The organism is Caenimonas terrae, assembly GCF_042655405.1.
In the GTDB taxonomy this organism is placed as follows: domain Bacteria; phylum Pseudomonadota; class Gammaproteobacteria; order Burkholderiales; family Burkholderiaceae_C; genus Ramlibacter; species Ramlibacter terrae_A.
Window position 1 is genome coordinate 33,374 of record NZ_JBHSMF010000006.1, and the last position, 23,237, is coordinate 56,610.

Genomic DNA, 23,237 nt, shown 5'->3' on the forward strand with positions numbered 1-23,237 from the left:
CACCAGAACAACATGACCCACGTCGTCACTGAATCCTGTATCCGCTGCAAGTACACCGACTGCGTGGACGTCTGCCCCGTGGACTGCTTCCGCGAGGGACCGAACATGCTGGTGATCGATCCGGACGAGTGCATCGACTGCGCCGTCTGCATCCCCGAGTGCCCGGTCAACGCGATCTATGCAGAGGAAGACGTGCCGGCCGACCAGATTGCCTTCATCAAGCTCAACACCGAGCTGTCGCACGCGGCCGGCTGGAAGAGCATCACCAAGCGCAAGCCGGCCCCGCCGGACGCCGACGAATGGAAGGACAAGACGGGCAAGCTCTCCGAGCTGATCCGCTGACCGAGGTTTATGGAACCGCAACTGAATCAAGAAGTGATCAAGACCGCCCTGGCCCACGAAGTTGGCGCGATCGAAACCGATGCCGTGATCGTCGGGGCCGGGCCGGTCGGCCTGTTCCAGGTGTTCGAACTCGGCCTGCTCGAGATCAAGGCCCACGTCATCGACTCGCTGGCCTACCCCGGCGGCCAGTGCGTGGAGCTGTATCCCGACAAGCCGATCTACGACATCCCTGCCGTGCCGGTGTGCACCGGCCAGGAGCTGACGGACAACCTGCTCAAGCAGATCGAGCCGTTCGGCGCGACCTTCCATTTCGGCCAGGAAGTGACCGTGGTGGACAAGCAGGAAGACGGCCGCTTCTACGTGGAGACGTCCAAGGGCACGCGCTTCCTGACCAAGACCATCTTCATCGCCGCCGGCGTCGGCGCCTTCCAGCCGCGGCTGCTGAAGGTGGAGGGCCTGGACAAGTTCGAGGGCACGCAGCTGCATTACCGGGTGAAGAACCCGGCCGACTTCGCAGGCAAGAACCTGGTGATCGTGGGCGGCGGCGATTCGGCGCTGGACTGGACGCTGAACTTCGCGGCCGAAGGCCCGAACAAGGCCGAGAGCGTGATCCTGATCCACCGCCGCGACGGCTTCAAGGCCGCCCCGGCATCGGTGGCCAAGATGCGCGACCTGTGCGACAAGTACGAGATGCAGTTCATCGTCGGCCAGGTCACCGGCTACGAGGAGAAGGACGGCAAGCTCACCGGCGCCAAGGTGACCGGCTCGGACGGCGTGACGCGCGTCGTGCCGCTGGACATGCTGCTGGTGTTCTTCGGCCTGTCGCCCAAGCTGGGACCGATTGCGCAATGGGGCCTGGAGATCGAGCGCAAGCAGGTCAAGGTGGACACCGAGAAGTTCTCCACCAGCACGCCCGGCATCTTCGCCGTGGGCGACATCAATACCTATCCGGGCAAGAAGAAGCTGATCCTGTCGGGCTTCCATGAATGCGCGCTGGCCGCTTTCGGCGCCGCGCCCTTCATCTTCCCGGACAAGAAGATCCACCTGCAATACACCACCACCAGCCCGAAGCTGCACAAGGTGCTGGGCGTGGAATCGCCGGTGTTCGACTGACATCCCGGCGCGCCCTCCTCGCCCTGCGAAAAGAGGGCTGGAAAAGGACGCTATAATCAAAGGCTTGTTCCTCGATAGCTCAGTTGGTAGAGCGCCGGACTGTTAATCCGTAGGTCCCTGGTTCGAGCCCAGGTCGAGGAGCCATAATCAGCAAGGGTTAGCCGGTAAGTACTGGCTAACCCTTTTCTGTTTCTGGCGAGCCATGTAAGTACGGATGAAAACGCACTTTCGGTCCGACCGAAGCTGAAGACCCGCTAAGCGGGCGCGATGCCACTTGAGCGCGACGAGACCAACGCTCGGCGGCTCCACGGGCTCAAGATGAAGTAACCCCTATGCTCCCAGACCACCCGCGGTGCCGTCGGCTACAGGCGCCTAAAAGGTGGTGTACGTAATCGGACCAATCTGCCCTTCAAAGGCGCTCCACGGATATTTCTCCTCGAGATTATCAGGCCGGGGGTTGTATGAGAAACCTGTGAACTGCAATCGGACCTGATTCGAAGGGAAGTACCCGGGACCCATGTGGTACTGATCGTTCGCAGCTATGGCCGACTGACCAGCCACCCAGTTGCCATTGAGGAAATAATCCCAACGCCATCCGGACGGTGAGTTCCAGTATTGCACCTTGACCGTGTAGGTGGCGAATGCCGGTGTTGGGATCGAGTTGTAGTACGGAGCCGTTCCGTTGAAGGAGGTTTCACCGCCCCCACCATCCGTCGTGGGTCCCCAGAGGTTCAGGTAAAGATCGCTGCTGCCTGGATAGCTCTTGAACCCAATTGACCTGTAGTTTCGCTCGCTCTCCCAAAGGCCCAGATTGAAGCCGCATCGGCTGGGGTTAGAGTCGGTAGCACCTTGGTAGCAATGTGGCGTTACCTGAGCTTCGATGGTGATCCCGTTCGTGAAAGAGATGGGATTTGTGGACCCGAATGTAAATCCTTCCCCAGTGACAGGCCCCGCACCCTCCGCGTGCATCCCGAGTTGGCCGTTACCCGGGAGGTAGCACCTGTTGGGACCAGCCGGGTCGGCTCCGCAAACCGTCCTCCAGTTGTTGATTGCCCAGCGTTTCGACGGATCAGTCAGCCAGGTGGTGCCGTCGTTAAGAAGGGTGCCGGAATAGCTCACCTGCGGTGACGACCAGTCTTCGTATGTGACGGCGCTCGCACTGGCCGCCCACAAACAGCAACCCACAGCAATCACTTTGGAAAGCGTCATTCGCATACATATTCCTTGGTTAAAGACCGGTCGGTGGAAGCGGCAATTGTTGTAGTTCCCGGCGGTCCCCAGGTGTGTCTTGTTGTTACCCATCCCTGTCAGTGCTGACAGGTCGAACACTGAGGCTGCCTTGTGAAGTACACCCATCGCACAGCCAACATACGACGCGCGGAGCCCCTGTCAGATCTGACACTATCGTTAACCCCGGTTCCTTGTTCGGCGCTCACATTGCGATCCGCAGCAAATCATCTGCCTTGGCTTTATAGCTAGGGCGACCTGACCGGGCGCATACCGCCGCTACTCATCGCACGCCACAGAACACGAAATCAATTGGCTAACCGCCTGCTTTATCAATCAATCAAGCCGCAGGCAAACTCGCGCAGGATCGCTCTAAATTCCTGTTGTTGTTCAATGGACCTCGCGGACCGCTCGCCGTGCTTTAGGCTGTTGCGGGAGGATCGCGCTTTCCCCTCCGCGGACTTTGGCCCGGTAGATCCACGGTTGCCAGCCACGGACTAGCTGCGCCTGCTCTCCCCGAGCTTCTGTACGCCGACACCATCGCCCCACTCAAGCCCGCACCCTTTGTAATGGCTCACGGTGCGAGTGCGGTCGGGCAGTGGGGAATGATCCCGCCGAACAGCAAGACGCGCATGCCAACGGGCAAGGAAGGGCGGAGGCGCACAACAACGGATAAGTGTCTCCGCTTCCGGACGCGTCAACCAGCGGTCCCGCTCGCCTTCACCGGACAAGAGCTTGATCTTCGGAAAGGTATCGATCCATTGCCACTCGTCGTGGGCCATCCGGAGAAGGCTGCGAATCGTCGCCAGGTACCGGTTCACCGTGGCGGGTTTGTTGCCCTTCTTGAGCTCGCCCTGGACAACGGACCAGGTCCAGCTTGGGTTTCGCTAGAGACGCTTCGGCATCCTGTCGGTCTTCAGTCCCAGCACTTTGGCGTACTCTTTTTCCGTTGGGGAGCGTTGCATTGACCCACCAGAAACCGAAATCCGGTCGCCGGTAGATTCCTTCGTTACGGGCCATAAGTTCTCCTTTCCGCCCGCCTCCGCTCGCCCTTAGCAGCTCACCCGCAGATCCTTGGACCGATGCGCCCCACAGCACCCGGCTAGCAGCGATCCCCGGCAACGGTTCCGACTGCTCAAGCGTTAGATAGCGGACGCCCTTAAAGGTGCCTCATCAATAAGAGGCGCGCCAGGCGATCCCCTTTGTCCACCCCGCTGTTCTCCCGTCCCACTCCAGCGACCCCGCGGACGCCGTCGAAGGTGGCCTCATGCAGACGGGCCTCAGGCTCCGGTCCGGCCTCAGCAGCGCCGCACGCATTTGTCGTACAGCCGCCCGGCCCTGCGGGTCGTAGCGGCGTTTGAGCCCATCGTACGGCGCCTGCCCATGGGCCGAGGCGAATTCCTCGCGAGTGAAGAAGCTGTCCGAAGAAAGCGACTTGATGCCGCCGAGCCGCAGCACCTCGCGCTCCACCAACCGGTTGGAGTGGCCAGGCTCCAGCTGCAGCGCGACTCGATCCTGTCCCAGAAGCCGAAACGTTCGGCAATTTGCCAGTTGGCTTGATGCAGCGCAAGAGACCTGGATACGGAGGCCGCATGCTATGGGACGCAGCACCGTGCGGTGTTGTCCGACGCCGCGTCCCATGCCCACCCTGCCTTCCTTTCGCCAACTGCTGATCCTCCTGACGCTGGGGTGCGTGCTGCCGATGGCGGGCCTTGCGCTGGGACTGGTTGCCTACGAGTACCAACGCGACCGGCGCCAGCTCGAGCACGACACGATTGCCACTGCGCGCGCGCTGATGGCTGCGGTCGATGATCACCTCGACGCGATGCAGCGCGCGCAGGGGCTTGTCGGTGGCGACCTTGCGGCACAGGGGGCGGTCGAGCCCGTTTGGCTGCGCGATGTGCTGCTGCGCCAGAAACTGCCAGCCACCTGGATCGCCGCGGTCCTCGACCAGTCCGGGCGCATCGTCAGCCGCACCCACGAAGCCGAGCGCTTCGTCGGCACGCCAGCGCGTGCGGCGCTGATCGCGCGCATCCGGCAGGTGCCGGAGGACGCGGTCGAGAGCGTGACGGTGGACGGCGTGCCGGTGATCACTGCATTCAGCCGGTCCGAGCGCACCGGCTGGTCGGTAGCGATCGGCATGCCGCGCGAGGAGCTGCAGCAGCCGATCCTGCGCTCCACCGCCGTGCTGTTGGGTGGCACCGGGATGGTGATGCTGCTGACGCTGTGGCTGGCGTGGCGCATGGCCGGCAAGCTGAGCGCTTCGATCGATCAGCTCGGCGGCGCCATGCGCGCCGCCGGCCACAACGTGCCGGTGCGCCTGCCGGAACCCGTCTTCCGTGAAGCGCACCAGCTCGGGCAGGCGCTGCTGCATGCGACCGCTTCGGCCGAGGACGCGGTGGCGACGCAAAGGCGGCTGGAGGCCCGCATGCACAGCATCCTGGACACGGCGCAGGACGCGATCCTCACCGCCGACGACAAGGGCCGCGTGGTGTTGTTCAATTGTGCGGCCGAACGGATGTTCCGCCTGCCACGGGAGAACGCCATCGGCATGACCGTTGAATCCTTGGTGCCGACGGCCTACCGCGCGCAGCACCGGCAGCTGCGCGAAAGCATGGCGCAGGATGGCGCCCATGCCATGGCCGGAGGGCGCGTCATCGAGGGCCTGCGCAGCGACGGCAGCACCTTCCGTGCCGAGGCGACGGTGTCCGTGGCGCCGGATGAGGAAGGGAGGCTCTACACGGTGATCTTGCGCGAGCTGCCGCCCTAGCTCACCGGTGCTTGGACGGCCGGGCGGCGTAGTCTGCGGTCCATGCCCCGTAAGTCCTAAAGGAACCTTTTACGCTGACGCGAGAGCTATGCGCTGTTCAAGACACCTTGGCATCGGACTAACGTTGCAAATCACCGGCGCCCAAGAAGCGCTGCCGCGCAGCGGCAAGCGCTTGGGTGGCCTGAAGCGTCGGACGAACACTACAACGCTGCCTCCATACGGTCTAACGAATGAAAGGGACTTCCCCGTCCCGAGCTAGCCGCGCACTCACTTGGAAAGGGGAAGTCCATGGCTATTGTTACCTTGGGAATCGATCTCGCCAAGAACGTGTTTGCCCTGCATGGCGCGGACGCCACAGGGCGTGCTGTCCTGGTCCGTCCGAGCGTTGCGCGCGGCAAGTTGTTGGAGTTGATCGCAGCGTTGCCCCCCTGCCTGATCGGCATGGAAGCGTGTTCCGGCGCGCACCACTGGGCCCGCTTGTTCGCAGCGCACGGACACACCGTGCGGCTGATGGCGCCGAAGTTCGTCGTTCCGTACCGGCTCTCTGGCAAGAGCGGCAAGAATGACGCAGCAGATGCCGCGGCGATCTGCGAAGCCGTCACGCGGCCCAACATGCGGTTTGTGCCGCCCAAGAGTTTGGAGCAGCAATCGCAGCTGCTCGTGCACCGCGCCCGCCAAGGCTTCGTGCAGCACCGCACGGCCACCATCAACCGCATCCGCGGCCTGCTGTCCGAGTTCGGCATCGTGCTGCCGCTCAAGGCCGCCACCGTGCGGCGCGAGGCACTGCGCCAGCTGGAGGATCTGCCGGGGTGGACCAACACGGTGGTCGGCGACTTGCTCAGCGAGGTGACTCGTCTAGACGAGCTCATCGCGCAGTATGACCACCACATCGACCAGATCGCCAAGGAGAGCGCGCCGGCAAGGCAGCTGATGCAACTGCCTGGTGTCGGCCCGACGACGGCAACGGCCCTGGTCGCGATGATCGGCCGCGGCCAGGAGTTCAAGTGCGGTCGGCAGCTATCCGCGTGGCTGGGCCTCGTGCCAGGGCAGTACAGCTCGGGCGGCAAGCAGCGTCTGGGCCGCATCACCAAAGCAGGCGATCCTTACCTGCGGATGCTGTTTATCCTCGGCGCCCGAGCGGTGCTGCAGTCGGCAAAGAATCGCGGGGATCCGATCAGCCGATGGGCGGTGCAGTTGGAGGCGCGGGTGGGCTACTGGAAGGCCATCGTGGCTATCGCCGCTAAGAACGCGCGCCTGTGTTGGGCGGTGCTGACCAGGGGAGAAAGTTTCAGGCTGCCAGCGTGAGCGCCAGCAGCCGTGTTCCAACGCGTGATGTGCAAGCGTTGATGGTGTGAAGGTTGGACCTGCGCGGGGTGTGCCTGTTCAACTCCGGGAGGCGGCCCTGGTCGTCCTCGGCTAACGTTGACCGGCATGTAGAACGGGAGGCGGCGTTGGAACGCATCGACGCTGCTGACGTCCGGTTGGTCTCTCCTCCTTTGGGCGCCTCGGCTCGAGGTCATCTTCTCGCCTTGTACACATTTCAACCGACACACCGCGAAGGCCTGTTCGGCACCGAGCCCCCAAGACACGGCGTCACGGCGCTTCGCAGATCATGGCCGTGCGCGGCAGCGCCGCCTGGGCGATGTCGAGTTGCGTCTGGCCGCTCACTTCTGCCGGGCCAACCGCCCATGGATGCAGCATGGCGGCGAGAAGAATCGCACCGACGCCCGGGGTCAAAGCCGTCCTACGTGCAGCCTCCTGCGCCCGCGATCTGATCGGACTCATCGCACCAAGGAGACCTGGATGAAATCCGCCCTCGTCATCGCCACCGCCCTGGCCGTGTGTGCCTCGGCCTTCGCTGCCGTCCCCCCGAACCCCACCCTGAAGAAGCAGGGCGTGCTGGCCACGGTGAAGCAGGATGCCCACCAGATTGGCTCGTCCTTGCGCCAGGACCTGCACCGAATCGCGCGCGCCGACAAGTTCCGCCAGGAACAAGCGGCGGACCAGCAACGCGGCCACGTTCAGACCAGCACCATGGGCGCCGGTCCCGAAAACGTCAGCATGTCTTCGGGCCGGCAATCGCGCATGGATGCCGCGTACGCGAACTGGCAGCGTTCGCACCGCTGAGGCGCCCGACGTTGCGCTGAAGCCGCTTGCCCTAGTAGGCGTAACCCGGGTTGTAGTAGGCGGCCGGGGGCGTGCCGTAGTGTTGGGCATTGGTAGCCTGGCCCAGCAAGGCGCCGGCCAAGGCCCCCAGAACGATGGCGCCTACAACGTCACCGTCATCGCGGCGATCGTCGTAGTAAGGCCCGTAATAGGCTGGCGCGGAGTACCGCTGGTCGTGTTCCCAACGGTCTCCGTGGCCCCAACGGTCGCGGGCCTGCTCGGCCCGCTGGTGCTGCCACGCCCGTTGACCGCCACCGTCACGATAGTGGTCCTGGGCAAACGCGGACACCGATCCGAGGCCGATGGTGGCGGCGACGGCCAAGCTTGCGAATTTGGATTTCATGAACTGCTCCTTCTGTAGCCTCTACGAGTTCGGTGCTGATCGTGTCCGGGCAAGGGCGCCGAAGGCAAAGCTCCGGTACGGGTCGTAACGGAATGCACAAGGTCGAGGTTGCACGGAACTGAACCCGATGATCAGGGACATGGTCCCACCCAGTCGCCGGAGATCGGGTTTCTTGCCAGCCAAGGTGCCCTCAGCAACGGCGCGGCTTATCGGTGTCAATCGCGCAACCTAGAGTATTCGCACAGTTAGAACACTGGGCTACCAGTCGCGCCGGTTGGAAACGGTCCGGAACGGTACGTCGCTTGGGCCGCTGGCGATTGCAGCGCCATCGGCCATCACAGTCACGATGTGCTTGTCTGCGAACCCAGTCCCGTTGTAGCCCACCACGCCTGTGGCCCCCAACAACCGGCCTTGCGTGACCAGGCCGGCGCGACCTGTGGGGGCCCGGCCTGGCTCTGGGTGACAGTCGATCGCACCGCAATGACCCGTCGGTCACGGGCCTGCGCCCTGCACCGCAAAGCGCCGCGGCCGGGCATCGCCGGTCCTCCGATCACTGCGCACCGCAGGAGTCCGCCTGCATGCCCGGTTTCCCGTCGCGTGCTATGCCGCGGGCGCGAGACCCGGGCGCCGGCTAAAGATGGCGACCCACTCCAGATAGCGCTGCGCGATGCTGGCGATGGCTTGCCCGCGCGTGAGCCGTTGCGCCTCGAATCCGGCGACCGCGTCCCAGAAGGTCGTGCGGCCGACCGCAAATCCGGTGAAGCCCGGCACCGTGGCCGCGGTCGTGAGCCAGCCGGCCACTTTCGCCCGATCGGCTCCGCGCCCCAGCACGATGCACGCCACGTCCCGCCTGCCGTCGCGCCTGGCAGTCTCGACCACACGCTCGCAATCGTCGCGGCGGTCCAGTCCCTCGATCTTCCAGACATCCGGTTCGACCCCCGCGTCCTGCAATGCGCGCAGGCTTCTCAGCATCAGGCCTGGACGCACCTGCGAATCGTAGCTGTCCTTGCTTCCTGCGGCGCTGGCCATCTGCGCCGGCGTCGCCGGCACCAGCAGTTCGAACATCAGACGGGTGCCGGACCGGCGGCAGAAGTCCGAGAGCTTCCGCAGCAGCGCCGTCTGACGGATGTTGAGCGCCGCATCCCCGTCAGGGTTGTAGCGCACCAGGGCCTTCGCGAACGTCGGCCTGAAGCGATCGATGTGCTGGCCGAACGCGTCGCCGTACTCGAACTCGAACGCGTCGCTTCCGCTCCTTTCGACCGACACCGCCGTGACCAGTCCTTCTCCGGCCGCATCGCTCAGGATGCTCGCGCCGAATTCCTCGTCCACCAGGATCCCCGCGCACTGCCTGGGAGCACCATCGGCCAGTGCCTGCAGCAGGCCCTCGTAGATGACGCGCTTGCTGGCGGCAACCCTGTCATGCTGCGCGGGAGAGAGCGGCGGCGTGAACTTGAACATGTCGCTCACGTACGAATGCCGGTGATCGAACGGTAGCAGGTAGAGAGGCTTGTCGTAGCCGGGATCCATGGCTGACCTCCATGCGCTGACCGGCGTTGCGACTGTCCGCTCGCACCCGGTCGACGCGCGCGGCTCCGCGCCCATCGTAGCGCACGGACCGTCCGGCGGGGTGCCCCGCCGGACTGCCGAGGCGGTATAAGGAACAGACATCGCCTGCCCCGCAATCCATGAAGCAGCTCGTCATCGCCCCGTCCATCCTGTCCGCCGACTTCGGCCGGCTGGCCGAGGAAGTGCGGGCCGTCGATGCGGCCGGCGCTGACTGGATCCATGTCGACGTGATGGACGGCATGTTCGTGCCCAACATCACCATCGGGCCGGTGGTGATCGAAGCGGTTCGCCGGGCGACCGCCAGGCCCCTGAACGTCCACCTGATGATCGCGCAGCCCGAACGTTACCTGGAGGCCTTCGCCAGCGCCGGGGCCGACCATCTCCTGGTCCACTGCGAGCCCTCCTCGACGACCCACCTGCATCGGGTGCTGTCCCGGATCCGCGAGCTCGGCCTGCAGGCGGGCGTCGTGCTCAATCCGTCCAGCCCGCTGGCGTGGGTCGAGCAGGTGCTTCACCTGTGCGACATCGTGCTGGTGATGTCGGTCAACCCGGGCTTCGGCGGCCAGGCCTTCCTGCCCGAAGTGCTGCCGAAGATCCGCGCCCTGCGGCAACTGTGCGACGCCCGCGGCCTGGACCCGTGGATCGAGGTGGACGGCGGGATCAACGACGCCAATGCCGCCTCGGTGCGTGCGGCCGGAGCGAACGCGCTGGTCGCCGGCTCGGCAGTGTTCCGCGCAATCGACTATGCATCCGCGATCGCGCGGCTGCGCCCGCCCCTGATTGCAAGCTGACATCCCGGCCGGACGTCGGTCTGGTCCTACGGGCTCTCCGGTGCTCATCCGATCTCACCGACATTTCAGGCCTGCTTAGATGGGATCTGCGCACCAGCGCAGCTCCTCCTAAATGCCCGAAGCGAAATTGCTTTCCAATGGCTCGTACCACCTCATGGTGACGGCGGCGGGGGGCGGATATAGCCGGTGGAACGGGCTGGCCCTGACACGCTGGCGCGAAGATGCGACGCGCGACAACTGGGGCTCGTTCTGCTACCTGCGCGACAACGATGACGCGGCGGTGTGGTCGACGACGGTCCAGCCGGCGTTGCAGATCGCCGGGACCGGCCAAGCGACCTTCGGCGCGGGATCGGTGCGCTTCGTTCGCCGCGACCACGGGATCGAGCTTTGCACCGACATCGCCGTCTCCCCCGACGACGACGTCGAGTTGCGCCGGGTCCGCATCACCAATCTGTCGGCGCGCCGCCGAACGCTGAGCGCGACCAGCTATGCCGAAATCGTGCTGGCGGACGCCGCAACCGATTCGGCCCACCTCGCCTTCAGCAAGCTGTTCGTCGAGACCGCGATCGATCGCGAGCTGCAGGCGATCCTGGCCACTCGCCGGCCGAGCAAGCCCACCGACCCGACACCATGGCTGTTCCACCTGGCGCTGGCGGGCGATGCGGGCGCGACCCCGATCTCCTGCGAAACGGACCGCATGCGCTTCATCGGGCGCGGGCGCACCACGGCCGACCCGCAGGCCCTGCAAGGCGACTCGGCGCTGTCGGGCACGTCCGGCGCTGTGCTCGATGCGGTTGCAGCGATCCGGGTCCCGTTCGTCCTGGAGCCGGGCGCCTCGCGTGTCATCGACTGGCTCACCGGCGTTGCGCCCTCGCGCGCCGAGTGCATGGCGCTGGCGCGCCGACAATCTGCCGACTCGGGACAGCGCCTCCTCGATCGCTCTGCCAGCTACCGCCGGGCTACGCTCCAGGCGCTGCGCATCGGCGAGGATGACGCGCTGCTGTTCGACCGCATCTGCCCGTCGATCCTGTATGCGGGCCCGGCCCTGCGCGCCAACGCGGCAGGCAGCGGGGACGCCGCCGGCGGGCAGCCCGGCCTGTGGCGCTTCGGTATTTCCGGCGACTTGGCCATCGTGTTGCTGGAGGTGACGGAACTGTGCCAGATCGAGCTGGTGGAGCAGCTGGCCCGGGCCCAGGCCTACTGGCGGGCCTATGGCCTGAACACCGACCTGGTCATCCTCGTCACCCCCGACGGCGGTGGCGACGCCCTCGCAGGCCGGGTGAAGGAGGCGGTCGCCGCGGCGCCGGCCAGGAGCGCGCCGGACCGCAGCGGCGCCATCTTTGTTCTCGACGGCACGACGCTGGACGGCGTTGGCCGCGGCCTGCTGCGCAGCGCGGCCCGGGTCGCGCTCGCCGGTGCCGGCGCCACATTGGCCGGGGAGATCGAGCAGCGCTGCGGCCCGGCGCGCGCCGGCTGGCCCGAAGGCCACGCCCCTGCCGGTGGCAGCGCCGCGCACGCCGACGCGGCGCCACCGCCCAGCCCGCAGGACCCAGCCGTGCTGCCGCCGACCGCGCCGGCCGCCGGCAACGGCTGGGGCGGGTTCACGGCGGATGCGAGCGAATACGTCGTCACGGCGACCAGCTCCCACATGACGCCCGCGCCCTGGGTCAACGTGCTGGCGAATCCGCAGTTCGGAACCCTGGTGTCGGAGAGCGGCAGCGCCACCACCTGGAGCGAGAACGCCCATGAATTCCGCCTGACGCCGTGGTCGAACGATCCCGTGTCCGACGCCAGCACCGAGGCGCTCTACATCCGGGACGACGACAGCGGGCAGCTCTGGTCACCCACCCTGCTGCCGGCGCCGGGCGCTGGAGCCTACGTCGCGCGCCACGGCTTCGGCTACAGCCGCTTCGACCATTGCGAAGCCGGCATCGACTCGCAGCTGAGCGTCTACGTCGCGATCGACTCGCCGGTGAAGTTCTCGGTGCTGACGCTGCGCAACGTGTCGGACCGGACACGGCGGCTGGCCGTCACCGGCTACCTCGACTGGGTGCTCGGGGACGAGCGGGGCAAGACCCAGATGCACCTGGTCACCGAGGTCGATCCCCAGACCGGCGCGCTGTTCGCGCGCAATCCGTACAGCACCGACTTCGCCGCGCGGGTGGCGTTCTTCGATGTCGATCAGGCCAGCCGCGACTTCTGCGTCGACCGCGCCGCGTTCCTCGGGCGCTGCGGAACGCCGGCGGCACCGGTCGGCCTGGCGAGCGCGTCGCCGCTGCCCGCCGGCGCGGGAACCGCGCCCGATCCGTGCGCGGCGCTGCGGGTCGCCTTTGAGCTGGCACCGGGGGCGCAGCGCGAGCTGGTGTTCCGGCTGGGTGCGGGCCAGTCGGTCGATCAGGCGCGCGCCCTGGTGCAGCGCTGGCGCCCCGCCGACGCCGCCCGCGGCGCGCTAGCCGCGGTGCGCCAGTACTGGAAGGCGACGCTCGGCGCGGTCGCGGTGCGCACGCCCGATCCCGCCCTGGATGCCCTGACCAACGGCTGGCTGGTCTACCAGCTGATCTCGGCGCGCCTGTGGGGCCGCACGGCGTTCTACCAGTCGAGCGGCGCGTTCGGATTTCGTGACCAGCTGCAGGACGTGATGGCCCTGGTGCACTGCCAGCCGGCGCTGGTGCGCGAACACCTGCTGCGCTGCGCCGCCCGCCAGTTCCCGGAAGGTGACGTGCAGCACTGGTGGCATCCGCCGTCCGGCAAGGGGGTGCGCACGCGCTGCTCCGACGACTTCCTCTGGCTGCCGCTGGCGACCAGCCGCTACGTCGAGGTCAGCGGCGACACCGGCGTGCTCGATGTGCCGTGCCGCTTCCTGCACAGCCGCCCGCTGGCCGAGGACGAACAGTCGAACTACGACCTGCCGCAGCAGTCCGACGACAGCGCGGGCCTGTACGACCATTGCACCCGGGCGATCCGGCACGCATTGCGGTTCGGGCAGCACGGGCTGCCGCTGATGGGCGCGGGCGACTGGAACGACGGCATGAACCTGGTCGGTGCCGGTGGCCGGGGCGAGAGCGTCTGGCTCGGCTTCTTCCTGGTCGCCGTGCTGACCGGGTTCGCCCCGCTGGCGCGCCGGCACGGGGATGCGCCGTTCGCCGCGCTGTGCGAAGACGAGGCGGCGAGCCTGCGCGAGCGCATCGAGGCGTCGGCCTGGGACGGCGACTGGTACCTGCGCGCCTGGTTCGACGACGGCACCGCGCTGGGCTCGGCCACCGGCACCGAGTGCCAGATCGACTCGATCGCGCAGAGCTGGTCGGTCCTGTCGGGCGTCGCGGGACCGGAACGCGCGCGCCGCGCCATGGATTCGGTCGATCGCCGGCTGGTGCATCGCGACACGCAGCTGGTGCAGCTGCTCGATCCCCCGTTCGACCTGTCGCGGCCTTCGCCCGGCTACATCCAGGGCTACGTCCCCGGCGTGCGCGAAAACGGCGGCCAGTACACCCACGCCGCGGTCTGGGCGGCCTGCGCCTTTGCCGCGCTCGGCGACAGCGCGCGCGCCTGGGACCTGTGCGCGCTGCTGAACCCGCTCAAGCACGCGGGCAGCGCCGCGGCCGCGGCGACCTACAAGGTCGAGCCCTACGTGGTCGCCGGCGACGTGTACGCCTTCGCGCCCCATACCGGCCGGGGCGGCTGGAGCTGGTACACCGGCTCGGCGGCTTGGCTGTACCGCCTGATCGTCGAGTCCCTGCTGGGGCTGCAACGCAGCGGCAACGCATTGACGCTGCGGCCGCTGCTGCCCGCGCAGTGGCCAGGATTCTCGATGGATTACCGCTTCGGCGGGTCGACCTACCGGATCGACTGCCGTGCGGTGGGACAGGCCGGCGCGGCGGGCGTGCTGCTGGACGGCCAGCAGCTGCAGGATGGCGTGATCGCCATGGTCGACGACGGCCGCGAACATCGCGTCGTGGTCAGCGTGTGGCGCGCAGGAGTGACGGCGGAAAGCGAACCAGGAGCATGACATGCAGATCGGGATGATTGGGCTGGGCCGGATGGGTGGGAGCATGGTGCGGCGCATGCTGGCCAGGGGGCTGCAATGCGTCGTCCATGACACGCAGCCGGCCGCCGTTGCCGGCCTGCAAAGCGAAGGCGCCAGCGGCGCGACGTCGATGCAGGAGCTGGCCGCGCAGCTGGCGCGGCCGCGGGCGGTCTGGCTGATGGTGCCGGCGGCACTGGTCGACGGCGTCATCGCGCAGCTGGTCCCTCACCTGGACTCCGGCGACATCGTGATCGACGGCGGCAACTCCTACTACCGGGACGACATCCGCCGCGCCGCCGAACTGTCGGCGGCCGGCATCCACTATGTCGACGTCGGCACCAGCGGCGGCGTGGCCGGCCTCGATCGCGGCTATTGCCTGATGGTGGGCGGCGAACCCGAGGCCGTGCAGCGCCTGCAGCCGGTCCTGGCAGCGCTGGCGCCGGGCGCCGGGACGGCCGCGCGCACACCCGGGCGCGGCGGCGCTGTCGCCGGTGTCGAGGAAGGCTACCTGCATTGCGGCCCGCACGGCGCCGGCCACTTCGTCAAGATGGTGCACAACGGCATCGAGTACGGGCTCATGGCCGCCTATGCGGAGGGCTTCAACATCCTGCGCAATGCAGGCGCCGGCAGGCAGGCGCGCCCCGCTGACGCCGAAACCACGCCGCTGCGCGATCCGCAGTTCTATCAGTACGACCTGGACCTGCCCGCCATCGCCGAGGTCTGGCGGCGCGGCAGCGTGATCGGGTCGTGGCTGCTCGACCTGACGGCCGGCGCACTGCTGCACGACCCGCAGCTGCAGGGCTACGGCGGGCGGGTCTCCGATTCGGGCGAAGGACGCTGGACGCTGCAGGCGGCCATCGACGCGGCGGTGCCCGTGCCGGTCCTGAGCGCGGCGCTGTTCCAGCGCTTCGCCTCGCGCGGCCAGGGCGACTTCGCCAACCAGCTGCTGTCGGCCATGCGGCACGAGTTCGGCGGCCACGTCGAACGGCCGGCGGAAGGCGCGCGATGACCCCCGCGGCAAGCATGGAACGCACGGATGCCGTCCACTCGGACGCGCTGGTGGTGTTCGGCTTCACCGGCGACCTCGCCAGCAAGAAGATCTTTCCGGCGCTCTACGCGATGGCCAGGAAGGGGACGCTGACGGTCCCCGTCATCGGCGTCGCCTCCTCCGTGCTGGACATCGACCAGATCAGGCAGCTGGTGCGGGGCAGCCTGCAGCGCCAGGGAGGAATCGACGACGACGCCGCGCTCGAGCGCTTGCTGTCCCTGCTGCACTACTGCTGCGGCGACTACCGCAGCAGCGAGACATTCACGGCGCTCAAGGCCGCCCTGGGCGGCGCGCGGCGCCCGGCGCACTACCTGGCCATACCGCCGGCCCTGTTCGCCACCGTGATCCAGGGCCTGGGCGCGGCCGGCCTGGCGCAGGACGCCCGGGTGATCGTCGAAAAACCGTTCGGCCGCGACCTGGCCTCGGCGATCGCGCTCGACGCGGTCGCTCGCTCGGTGTTCGCGCCGGCCTCGATCTTTCGCATCGACCACTACCTGGGCAAGGAGGTGATCATGAACATCCTCTACCTGCGCTTTGCCAATTCCTTCCTGGAGCCGATCCTCAACCGCCAGCATGTCGAGAGCGTGCAGGTCACGCTGGCCGAGGATTTCGGCATCGGCGGGCGCGGCGGCTTCTACGAATCCGCCGGCTGCCTGCGCGACGTGGTGGAGAACCACCTGTTCCAGATCGTCGCGCTGCTGGCGATGGACCCCCCGGCCGATCGGAGCGTCGCGGCGCTGCACAGTGCCAAGGCGAGCGTCTTTCGGGCCATGCGCCCGCTGGCGCCTGACGACCTGGTGCGCGGCCAGTACGATGGTTACCGGCAGGAAAAGGACGTGGCCGCCGATTCCGACGTCGAGACCTTCTGCGCGCTGCGGCTGTTCATCGATTCCTGGCGCTGGGCCGGCGTGCCGTGGTACCTGCGCTCCGGCAAGGAGCTGGCGGCCGACGCGACCGAAGTGCGCGTGCAGTGGCGCGCGCCGCCCCAGCGGCTGTTCGACGACGCCGTGCCGGCGGACGGCCAGGCCAACTACCTGCGCATCGCCCTGCATCCGGTCCCGGCGATCGCACTGGCAGCCCGGGTCAAGCGGCCCGGCCACGAATTCGTCGGCGAGCAGCGTGAACTCCATCTGTGCGAGGACGCCCTGGGCGACGAGTCCCCGTACGAACGCCTGCTGGGCGACGCCATGGCCGGCGATGGCGCGCTGTTCACCAGCCAGGAGGCGGTGGAAGCCGCCTGGGCCGCCGTCGATCCGGTGCTGGCGCGGCACCATCGTGCCCTGCCCTATGCGCCCGGCAGCTGGGGCCCGGCCGCGACCGACGCGCTGGTCGCGCCGCCGGGCGGCTGGCACAACCCGCAACCGGACAGCGGCTGCGGCAAAGCCGGAGCGACAACATGACGCCGGATGTTGTGTTCCTGCTCGATGTCGACAACACCCTCCTCGACAACGACCGGATCGTGGCCGACCTGCGGCAGCATCTGGAGCAGCAGTTCGGCAGTGCCTGCGCCGGACGCTACTGGGACATCTTCGAAGGGCTGCGCCAGGAACTCGGCTACGCCGACTACCTGGGCGCGCTGCAGCGCTATCGCGCCGGCCTGGAGGGCACCGATCCGGACGCGAGCCGGCTGCTGCTGATGTCGGGCTTCCTCATCGACTATCCGTTTGCCGAGCGCCTGTACCCGGACGCGCTGGCCGTCATCGCGCGCCTGGGCGCTTTCGGCCCCACAGTGATCCTGTCCGACGGCGACGTCGTGTTCCAGCCGCGCAAGGTGCAGCGCTCGGGCCTGTGGGACGCCGTCGCCGGCCGCGTCCAGATCCACATCCACAAGGAACTGATGCTGGAAGCGATGCAGCGCAACCATCCGGCCCGCCACTACGTCATGGTCGATGACAAGCTGCGGGTCCTCGCCGCCATGAAGGAGGTTCTGGGCGAGCGCCTGACGACGGTGTTTCCGCGCCAGGGCCACTACGCGGCCGATCCGGCCAACCTGGCCCGGTATCCGGCCGCCGACCTGTCGATCGAACGCATCGGCGATCTCGCGCAGCTGGACCTGGCGAGCCTGCCGGGCCTGCCGGTGCATCTCGCAACCGCGATGAAGGAGCAATCATGAACCCCAATACCCAACGGCTTCAGGCTGTCGGCCAGAGTCTCTGGCTCGACAACATCAGCCGCGAAATCCTCGCCGACGGAACGCTGGCGCGCTACATCCGCGACCTGTCGGTGACCGGCCTGACCTCCAATCCGACCATCTTCGAGAAGGCCATCGGCGAGGGGACGTTCTACGACGAGGCGATCGCCGCGCTGGCGCGCCAGGGCCTGGCGGGCGAGCGACTGTTCTTCGCGCTCGCGCTGCAGGACCTGCAGCAGGCGGCCGACCTGTTGCGGCCAATACACGATGCCACCGCAGGGGTCGACGGCTGGGTCTCGCTGGAACTGTCGCCGCTGCTGGCCGACGACACCCAGGCCAGCATCGAGGCCGCCCGGCGGCTGCACGCGCAGGCGCAACGCCCCAACCTGTTCATCAAGATCCCGGGCACGCCGGCCGGCGTTGCGGCGATCGAGCAATCGATCTTCGCCGGCGTCCCGATCAATGTCACTCTGCTGTTCTCGCGCGAGCACTACCTGGCCGCCGCCGAGGCGTACCTGCGCGGCATCGAGCGCCGGATCGCCGCCGGGCTCGATCCCCGGGTCGAGTCGGTGGCATCGCTGTTTGTCAGCCGCTGGGACGTGGCCGTGAAGGAGCAGCTGGCGCCGCAGTTCCACAACCGCCTGGGCATCGCGATCGCGATGCGCACCTACAAGGCGTACCGGGATCTGCTGGCGTCGCCGCGCTGGCAACGGCTTGCCGCCGCCGGGGCCCACCCGCAGCGGCTGCTGTGGGCCAGCACCGGCACCAAGGATCCGGCCGCGCCGGACACCCTGTACATCGAAGCATTTGCCGCACCCGACACGATCGACACCATTCCCGACAAGACCCTGCAGGCGTTCGCCGACCACGGCAAGGTCGGCGCGCTGATGCCGGCCGATGGCGGCGACGCCGAGGCCGTGCTGGCGCAGTTGCGCAGCCAGGGCATCGACGACCAGGCGCTGGCGCAACGCCTGCAGCGCGAAGGTGCCGAGGCGTTTTCCAGATCGTGGACCGCCCTGCTGGCCCGCATCGACGAGAAACGGGCCAGCCTGGCCGGAGCGGACGCAAGATGACATCCTCGCCCAGCGGACCTGAGGGCGCACGGACCGGGCCGGCGCAGCCGGCCTGGCGGGCGCTGGCGCAACACCATGCGCGCATCGGCAGCGTCCATCTGCGCGAGCTGTTCGCCGCCGATCCCGGCCGTGGCGAGCGCCTGGCATTGGAGGCGGCGGGCCTGTACCTGGACTATTCGAAGAACAGGGTCAGCGACGAGACGCTGAGCCTGCTCCAGGCCCTCGCGGTGGAGTGCGCCCTGCCCGAGCGCACGGCGGCCATGTTTCGCGGGGATGCCATCAACACCACCGAGCACCGCTCGGTGCTGCACGTGGCGCTGCGCGCCCCGGCAGGCAGCCGGATCGTCGTCGACGGGGTCGATGTCGTCGCCCAGGTGCATGCGGTGCTCGCGCGCATGACCTCGTTCGCACAAGCGGTGCGCAGTGGCGGCTGGCGCGGCCATGGCGGCAAGCGCATCCGCAACATCGTCAACATCGGCATCGGCGGCTCCGACCTGGGACCGGTGATGGCCTACGAGGCGCTGCGCCACTACAGCCAGCGCGACCTGACCCTGCGCTTCGTCTCGAACGTCGACCCGACCGACCTGGCCGAGGCGACGCGCGACCTGGACGCTGGCGAGACGCTGTTCATCGTGTGCTCCAAGACCTTCACCACGCTCGAGACGCTGACCAACGCCCGGGCCGCGCGCCAGTGGATCGTCGGTGAACTGGGCGACGAGCAGGCGGTGGCCCGTCACTTCGCCGCCGTCTCGACCAATATCGAGGCCGTGACGGCGTTCGGCATCGCCGCGCAGAACACCTTCGGCTTCTGGGACTGGGTCGGCGGCCGCTATTCGATGGACAGCGCGATCGGCCTGTCGACCATGATCGCCATCGGGCCCGGCCATTTCCGGGAGCTGCTGGCCGGCTTCCACGCGATGGACGAGCACTTCCGCACGGCGCCGCTGGAACGCAACATGCCAGCCCTGCTCGGCCTGCTGGCGGTCTGGAACAACAACTTCCTGGGCGCGGCCAGCTGCGCGGTGCTGCCCTACGACCAGTACCTCAAGCGCTTACCGGCGTACCTGCAGCAGCTGACGATGGAGAGCAACGGCAAGCACGTGACGCGCGACGGGACGCCGGTCGGCTGCGAGACCGCGCCGATCCTGTGGGGCGAACCCGGAACCAATGGCCAGCACTCGTTCTACCAGTTGCTGCACCAGGGCACGCGGCTGGTTCCCTGCGACTTCATCGGGTTCTGCCGCAGCCTGAACCCGTCGGGGCAGCAGCACGACCTGCTGATGGCCAACCTGCTTGCGCAGACCGAGGCGCTGGCGTTCGGTCAGACGGCGGCGCAGGCGGCGGCCGGGGGCGCCGACCCGGCGCTGGTGGCCCACCGGGTCTTTGAAGGCAACCGGCCGACCAATACCGTGCTGGCCGAGTGCCTGGCGCCCGCCACGCTGGGGGCGCTGGTGGCGCTGTACGAACACAGCGTGTTCACCCAGGGCGTGGTCTGGGGCATCGATTCCTTCGACCAATGGGGCGTCGAGCTGGGCAAGCAGCTGGCGCTGCGCACCATGGCCGAACTGCAGGCCGACCCGCAGCCCGCGCTGACCCACGACGGCTCCACCAACGCGCTGATGCGGCGCTACCGGCGCCTGCGCAGCGCGCCGGCCGCACACGGAGAAAAGCCAGCATGACCACCCGAATCAGTCCGCAAGCCGGCAAGCCCGCCGCGGGGTCCACTCTGGTCGACGTGGCCGCACTCGTCAGTGCGTACTACAGCGCGATTCCCGATCCCTCGGTGCCGGCGCAGCGGGTCGCCTTCGGCACCTCGGGGCACCGCGGCTGCGCGTTCGATCGCTCGTTCAACGAATGGCACGTGCTGGCCATCACCGAGGCGATCTGCCGCTACCGCAAGGCCAAGGGCATCGACGGCCCGCTGTATCTGGGGATCGACACCCACGCACTGTCGCCGCCGGCGTGCGCCAGCGCGCTCGAAGTGCTGGCCGCCAACGGCGTGCAGGTGATGCTGGCCGCCGGCGACGAGTACACGCCCACACCGGCCATCTCGCACGCGATCCTCACTTACAACCGGGGCCGCAGCACGGCCCTGGCCGACGGCATCGTGGTGACGCCGTCGCACAATCCGCCGGAAGACGGCGGCTTCAAGTACAACCCGCCGCAGGGTGGGCCGGCCGGCCAGGACATCACCGGCTGGATCGAGGCCACCGCCAACCGCCTGCTCGAGGCCGGGCTCGCGGGCGTGGCGCGGATGCAACACGCGCGCGCGCTGGCCGCCGCGACCACCCACCGCCACGACTTCCTGAGCGCCTACGTGGCCGACCTGGGCCAGGTGATCGACATGGATGCGATCAGAAGCTCGCGGCTGCGCCTGGGCGTCGACCCCCTGGGCGGTGCCGGGGTCCACTACTGGGGCCGGATCGCCGAGCGGTACCGGCTCGACCTCACCGTCGTCAGTGAGGTGGTCGACCCCACCTTCCGTTTCATGACGCTGGACTGGGATGGCCGCATCCGCATGGACCCGTCGTCGCCCTACGCCATGCAGCGCCTGCTGGCCATCAAGGACCGGTTCGACATCGCGTTCGCCTGCGACACCGACCACGACCGGCACGGGATCGTCACCGCCCAGGCCGGCCTGCTGCCGCCCAATCACTACCTGTCGGTGGCCATCGACTACCTGTTCCGCCACCGGCCGCAGTGGGGCGCCGGCGCCGCCGTAGGCAAGACCGTCGTCAGCACCCGGCTGATCGACCTTGTCGCCGCGCGCCTGGGGCGGGCGCTGTACGAGGTGCCGGTGGGCTTCAAGTGGTTCGCCGATGGCCTGCTGGACGGATCGCTCGGGTTCGGCGGCGAGGAGAGTGCCGGCGCCTCGTTCCTGCGCCGCGACGGCACGGTCTGGACCACCGACAAGGACGGCATCACGGCGGCGCTGCTGTCGGCCGAAATCACCGCCCGCTGCGGCAGCGATCCGGGCAGCCTGTACCGCAAGCTGGCCGCTGACCTGGGCGATCCGGTGGCCGACCGGGTGGAGGCGCCAGCGACGCCGCAGCAGAAAAAGCAGCTGGCTGCCCTGGCGCCGGCCGCGATCCGGGCGAGCGAACTGGCCGGCGAGAAGATCCAGGCCATCATCGACAAGGCGCCGGGCAACGGCGCGCCGATCGGCGGCATCAAGGTGGTGGCCGCCAGCGGCTGGTTCGCCGCCCGGCCATCAGGCACCGAGGACATCTACAAGATCTACGCGGAGAGCTTGCGCGGCGCGACCCATCTCGCCGCCATCCTGGAACAGGCCCAGGTGATCGTCGACGGGGCCGTCGGCCATGCGGCCTAGGACTGCCCCTGGCACGGCGCCGGAGCCCGACGATGATGCGTTGCTGGCGACCCTGCAGCGCGCCGCGTTCGACTACTTCGCGCGCAACGCAAGCCGTTCCAACGGGCTGGTGGCCGACACCACCCGCGAGGGCGCGCCGTCAAGCATCGCTGTGGTCGGCTTCGCGCTGTCGGCCTATGCGGTGGGGGTCGAGCGCGGCTGGATGGAGCGCGCCGATGCCGTCGACCGCACGCTGACGGTGCTGCGCTTCTTCGTGGACAGCGACCAGTCCGGCGCGGCGGATGCCACCGGCTACCGCGGCTTCTACTTCCACTTCCTGGACATGGTCAGCGGCAAGCGGGTCTGGCACAGCGAAGTGTCGCTGATCGACACCGCCTTCCTGATGGCTGGGATGCTGTTCGCCGCCGCCTATTTCGACGCGCCGACCCCCGCGGAGACCGAGCTGCGCCGGCTCGCCGCCGTCCTGTATGAGCGGGTCGACTGGCGCTGGGCCCAGCCCGATGGCAGCGCCGTGATGCACGGCTGGAAGCCCGAATGCGGCTTCCTGCATTACGGCTGGGAGGGCTACAGCGAGGCGATCCTGCTGTACGTGCTGGGGCTGGGTGCGACCACCCATCCGCTCACGGCGCGCAGCTTTGCGGCATGGACCCTCACCTACCAGTGGGAGAACCTGTACGGCGTGGACTTCCTGTACGCGGGGCCGCTGTTCATCCACCAGTTCTCCCACGCGTGGATCGATTTCCGCGGTATCCGCGACGCCTTCATGCGCGAAAAGGACTGCGACTATTTCGAGAACAGCCGGCGGGCCACCCATGTCCAGCGCGAGTACGCCATCCGCAACCCGCGCGGATTTGCCGGCTACGGCGAGCAATGCTGGGGCCTGTCGGCCGGCGACGGCCCGAGCGCAGACCCGCGGCTGGTGGCCGGCCGGCGCCAGGCCTTCTACGGCTATGCGGCCCGCGGCGTGCCTTACGGGCCCGACGACGGCACGATCTCGGGCCCGGCCACGCTGTCGTCCCTGGTGTTCGCGCCGGAGCTGGCCCTGCCGGCGGTGCGCCGCATGGCGGCGCTCGGCGCCGCCGCGGACGCCGACCGCGTGCGCGCCAGCGGCTTCAACCGCACGGTGGACGAGGCGGGCCCGTGCGGCTGGGTCTCGCCCGGGACCTTCGGTCTGGACCAGGGGATGATCGTGCTGATGGTCGAGAACCACCGCTCCGGCCTGCCGTGGCGGCTGGGACGCGGCTGCGCGCCGGTGCGTGCCGGCCTGCGGCGCGCGGGCTTCAGCGGCGGCTGGCTGTAGCGCCCGGCGGTC

Annotated in this window: 18 protein-coding genes and 1 tRNA gene; 15 read left to right on the plus strand and 4 right to left on the minus strand. The window is 68.1% G+C overall.

What is annotated here, in order from left to right:
• Window positions 1–12 precede the first annotated feature (12 nt).
• From fdxA to ACFPOE_RS07040, 3 genes are all read left to right on the plus strand, one after another.
• The gene (fdxA, locus tag ACFPOE_RS07030; RefSeq protein WP_376849307.1) at window positions 13–342 is read left to right on the plus strand and encodes a ferredoxin FdxA; all 330 of its coding nucleotides are present in this window, start codon (window positions 13–15) and stop codon (window positions 340–342) included.
• A 9-nt stretch (window positions 343–351) separates the two neighbouring features.
• A complete protein-coding gene (locus tag ACFPOE_RS07035) occupies window positions 352–1,455 on the plus strand; it encodes an NAD(P)/FAD-dependent oxidoreductase (protein ID WP_376849308.1) in 1,104 nt (367 codons plus the stop codon).
• A 68-nt stretch (window positions 1,456–1,523) separates the two neighbouring features.
• Window positions 1,524–1,599 (plus strand) — tRNA-Asn (locus ACFPOE_RS07040).
• A gap of 228 nt (window positions 1,600–1,827) precedes the next feature.
• Here ACFPOE_RS07040 and ACFPOE_RS07045 read toward each other — a convergent pair.
• The gene (locus ACFPOE_RS07045) at window positions 1,828–2,664 is read right to left on the minus strand and encodes a hypothetical protein (RefSeq protein ID WP_376849309.1); all 837 of its coding nucleotides are present in this window, start codon (window positions 2,662–2,664) and stop codon (window positions 1,828–1,830) included.
• A gap of 1,657 nt (window positions 2,665–4,321) precedes the next feature.
• On the opposite strand from ACFPOE_RS07045, the gene ACFPOE_RS07050 reads away from it, so the two are divergent.
• Together ACFPOE_RS07050 and ACFPOE_RS07055 are read left to right on the plus strand one after the other, a co-directional pair.
• Entirely contained in the window at window positions 4,322–5,452 is a 1,131-nt protein-coding gene (locus ACFPOE_RS07050) for a PAS domain-containing protein (protein ID WP_376849310.1), read from the plus strand.
• A 288-nt stretch (window positions 5,453–5,740) separates the two neighbouring features.
• On the plus strand, window positions 5,741–6,757 hold the full coding sequence (locus ACFPOE_RS07055; protein ID WP_376849311.1) for an IS110 family RNA-guided transposase: 1,017 nt from the start codon (window positions 5,741–5,743) through the stop codon (window positions 6,755–6,757).
• A gap of 288 nt (window positions 6,758–7,045) precedes the next feature.
• On the opposite strand, the gene ACFPOE_RS07060 is transcribed toward ACFPOE_RS07055, so the two are convergent.
• Window positions 7,046–7,189: a hypothetical protein gene (locus ACFPOE_RS07060; RefSeq protein ID WP_376849312.1), complete on the minus strand. Its 144-nt coding sequence runs from the start codon at window positions 7,187–7,189 to the stop codon at window positions 7,046–7,048.
• Window positions 7,190–7,255: 66 nt separating this feature from the next.
• On the opposite strand from ACFPOE_RS07060, the gene ACFPOE_RS07065 reads away from it, so the two are divergent.
• Window positions 7,256–7,579, plus strand: coding sequence for a hypothetical protein (locus ACFPOE_RS07065; protein ID WP_376849313.1), 324 nt, complete (start codon window positions 7,256–7,258; stop codon window positions 7,577–7,579).
• Between the two features lie 31 nt (window positions 7,580–7,610).
• Here ACFPOE_RS07065 and ACFPOE_RS07070 read toward each other — a convergent pair whose 3' ends face one another.
• Together ACFPOE_RS07070 and ACFPOE_RS07075 are read right to left on the minus strand one after the other, a co-directional pair.
• Entirely contained in the window at window positions 7,611–7,961 is a 351-nt protein-coding gene (locus tag ACFPOE_RS07070; protein WP_376849314.1) for a hypothetical protein, read from the minus strand.
• 600 nt (window positions 7,962–8,561) lie between these two features.
• Window positions 8,562–9,488, minus strand: coding sequence for a 2-deoxy-5-keto-D-gluconate 6-phosphate aldolase domain-containing protein (locus tag ACFPOE_RS07075; protein ID WP_376849316.1), 927 nt, complete (start codon window positions 9,486–9,488; stop codon window positions 8,562–8,564).
• Window positions 9,489–9,646: 158 nt separating this feature from the next.
• Here ACFPOE_RS07075 and rpe point away from each other — a divergent pair, with 158 nt between their 5' ends.
• The 9 genes from rpe (at window position 9,647) to ACFPOE_RS07120 (ending at window position 23,225) form a co-directional block, all read left to right on the plus strand.
• The gene (rpe, locus tag ACFPOE_RS07080; protein ID WP_376849317.1) at window positions 9,647–10,318 is read left to right on the plus strand and encodes a ribulose-phosphate 3-epimerase; all 672 of its coding nucleotides are present in this window, start codon (window positions 9,647–9,649) and stop codon (window positions 10,316–10,318) included.
• A 127-nt stretch (window positions 10,319–10,445) separates the two neighbouring features.
• Window positions 10,446–14,324, plus strand: coding sequence for a GH36-type glycosyl hydrolase domain-containing protein (locus ACFPOE_RS07085; protein ID WP_465251308.1), 3,879 nt, complete (start codon window positions 10,446–10,448; stop codon window positions 14,322–14,324).
• Between the two features lies 1 nt (window position 14,325).
• On the plus strand, window positions 14,326–15,351 hold the full coding sequence (gene gnd, locus ACFPOE_RS07090; protein WP_376849319.1) for a phosphogluconate dehydrogenase (NAD(+)-dependent, decarboxylating): 1,026 nt from the start codon (window positions 14,326–14,328) through the stop codon (window positions 15,349–15,351).
• Entirely contained in the window at window positions 15,348–16,790 is a 1,443-nt protein-coding gene (gene zwf / locus ACFPOE_RS07095) for a glucose-6-phosphate dehydrogenase (protein ID WP_376849321.1), read from the plus strand. Before gnd ends, zwf begins: the two co-directional genes overlap by 4 nt.
• Window positions 16,787–17,503 (plus strand): HAD family hydrolase, encoded by a 717-nt coding sequence (locus tag ACFPOE_RS07100; protein WP_376849322.1) that lies wholly within the window; start codon window positions 16,787–16,789, stop codon window positions 17,501–17,503. The genes zwf and ACFPOE_RS07100 overlap by 4 nt, the downstream gene beginning before the upstream one ends.
• Window positions 17,500–18,594 (plus strand): transaldolase, encoded by a 1,095-nt coding sequence (gene tal / locus ACFPOE_RS07105; protein WP_376849323.1) that lies wholly within the window; start codon window positions 17,500–17,502, stop codon window positions 18,592–18,594. Before ACFPOE_RS07100 ends, tal begins: the two co-directional genes overlap by 4 nt.
• A complete protein-coding gene (gene pgi / locus ACFPOE_RS07110; RefSeq protein WP_376849324.1) occupies window positions 18,591–20,273 on the plus strand; it encodes a glucose-6-phosphate isomerase in 1,683 nt (560 codons plus the stop codon). Before tal ends, pgi begins: the two co-directional genes overlap by 4 nt.
• Window positions 20,270–21,925, plus strand: coding sequence for a phosphoglucomutase (alpha-D-glucose-1,6-bisphosphate-dependent) (gene pgm, locus ACFPOE_RS07115; protein WP_376849325.1), 1,656 nt, complete (start codon window positions 20,270–20,272; stop codon window positions 21,923–21,925). The genes pgi and pgm overlap by 4 nt, the downstream gene beginning before the upstream one ends.
• A 40-nt stretch (window positions 21,926–21,965) precedes the next feature.
• A complete protein-coding gene (locus tag ACFPOE_RS07120) occupies window positions 21,966–23,225 on the plus strand; it encodes a glucoamylase family protein (protein ID WP_376849326.1) in 1,260 nt (419 codons plus the stop codon).
• Window positions 23,226–23,237 lie beyond the last annotated feature (12 nt).

Excerpts from the sequence above, each read along its gene's own strand:
- fdxA (WP_376849307.1), top strand. The coding sequence starts at position 13 with ATGACCCACGTCGTCACTGAATCCTGTATCCGCTGCAAGTACACCGAC.
- ACFPOE_RS07065 (WP_376849313.1), top strand. The coding sequence starts at position 7,256 with ATGAAATCCGCCCTCGTCATCGCCACCGCCCTGGCCGTGTGTGCCTCG.
- ACFPOE_RS07050 (WP_376849310.1), top strand. The coding sequence starts at position 4,322 with ATGCCCACCCTGCCTTCCTTTCGCCAACTGCTGATCCTCCTGACGCTG.
- ACFPOE_RS07075 (WP_376849316.1), bottom strand. The coding sequence starts at position 9,488 with ATGGATCCCGGCTACGACAAGCCTCTCTACCTGCTACCGTTCGATCAC.
- ACFPOE_RS07055 (WP_376849311.1), top strand. The coding sequence starts at position 5,741 with ATGGCTATTGTTACCTTGGGAATCGATCTCGCCAAGAACGTGTTTGCC.
- tal (WP_376849323.1), top strand. The coding sequence starts at position 17,500 with ATGAACCCCAATACCCAACGGCTTCAGGCTGTCGGCCAGAGTCTCTGG.
- ACFPOE_RS07035 (WP_376849308.1), top strand. The coding sequence starts at position 352 with ATGGAACCGCAACTGAATCAAGAAGTGATCAAGACCGCCCTGGCCCAC.
- gnd (WP_376849319.1), top strand. The coding sequence starts at position 14,326 with ATGCAGATCGGGATGATTGGGCTGGGCCGGATGGGTGGGAGCATGGTG.
- ACFPOE_RS07045 (WP_376849309.1), bottom strand. The coding sequence starts at position 2,664 with ATGACGCTTTCCAAAGTGATTGCTGTGGGTTGCTGTTTGTGGGCGGCC.
- pgi (WP_376849324.1), top strand. The coding sequence starts at position 18,591 with ATGACATCCTCGCCCAGCGGACCTGAGGGCGCACGGACCGGGCCGGCG.
- ACFPOE_RS07100 (WP_376849322.1), top strand. The coding sequence starts at position 16,787 with ATGACGCCGGATGTTGTGTTCCTGCTCGATGTCGACAACACCCTCCTC.
- pgm (WP_376849325.1), top strand. The coding sequence starts at position 20,270 with ATGACCACCCGAATCAGTCCGCAAGCCGGCAAGCCCGCCGCGGGGTCC.
- rpe (WP_376849317.1), top strand. The coding sequence starts at position 9,647 with ATGAAGCAGCTCGTCATCGCCCCGTCCATCCTGTCCGCCGACTTCGGC.
- zwf (WP_376849321.1), top strand. The coding sequence starts at position 15,348 with ATGACCCCCGCGGCAAGCATGGAACGCACGGATGCCGTCCACTCGGAC.
- ACFPOE_RS07070 (WP_376849314.1), bottom strand. The coding sequence starts at position 7,961 with ATGAAATCCAAATTCGCAAGCTTGGCCGTCGCCGCCACCATCGGCCTC.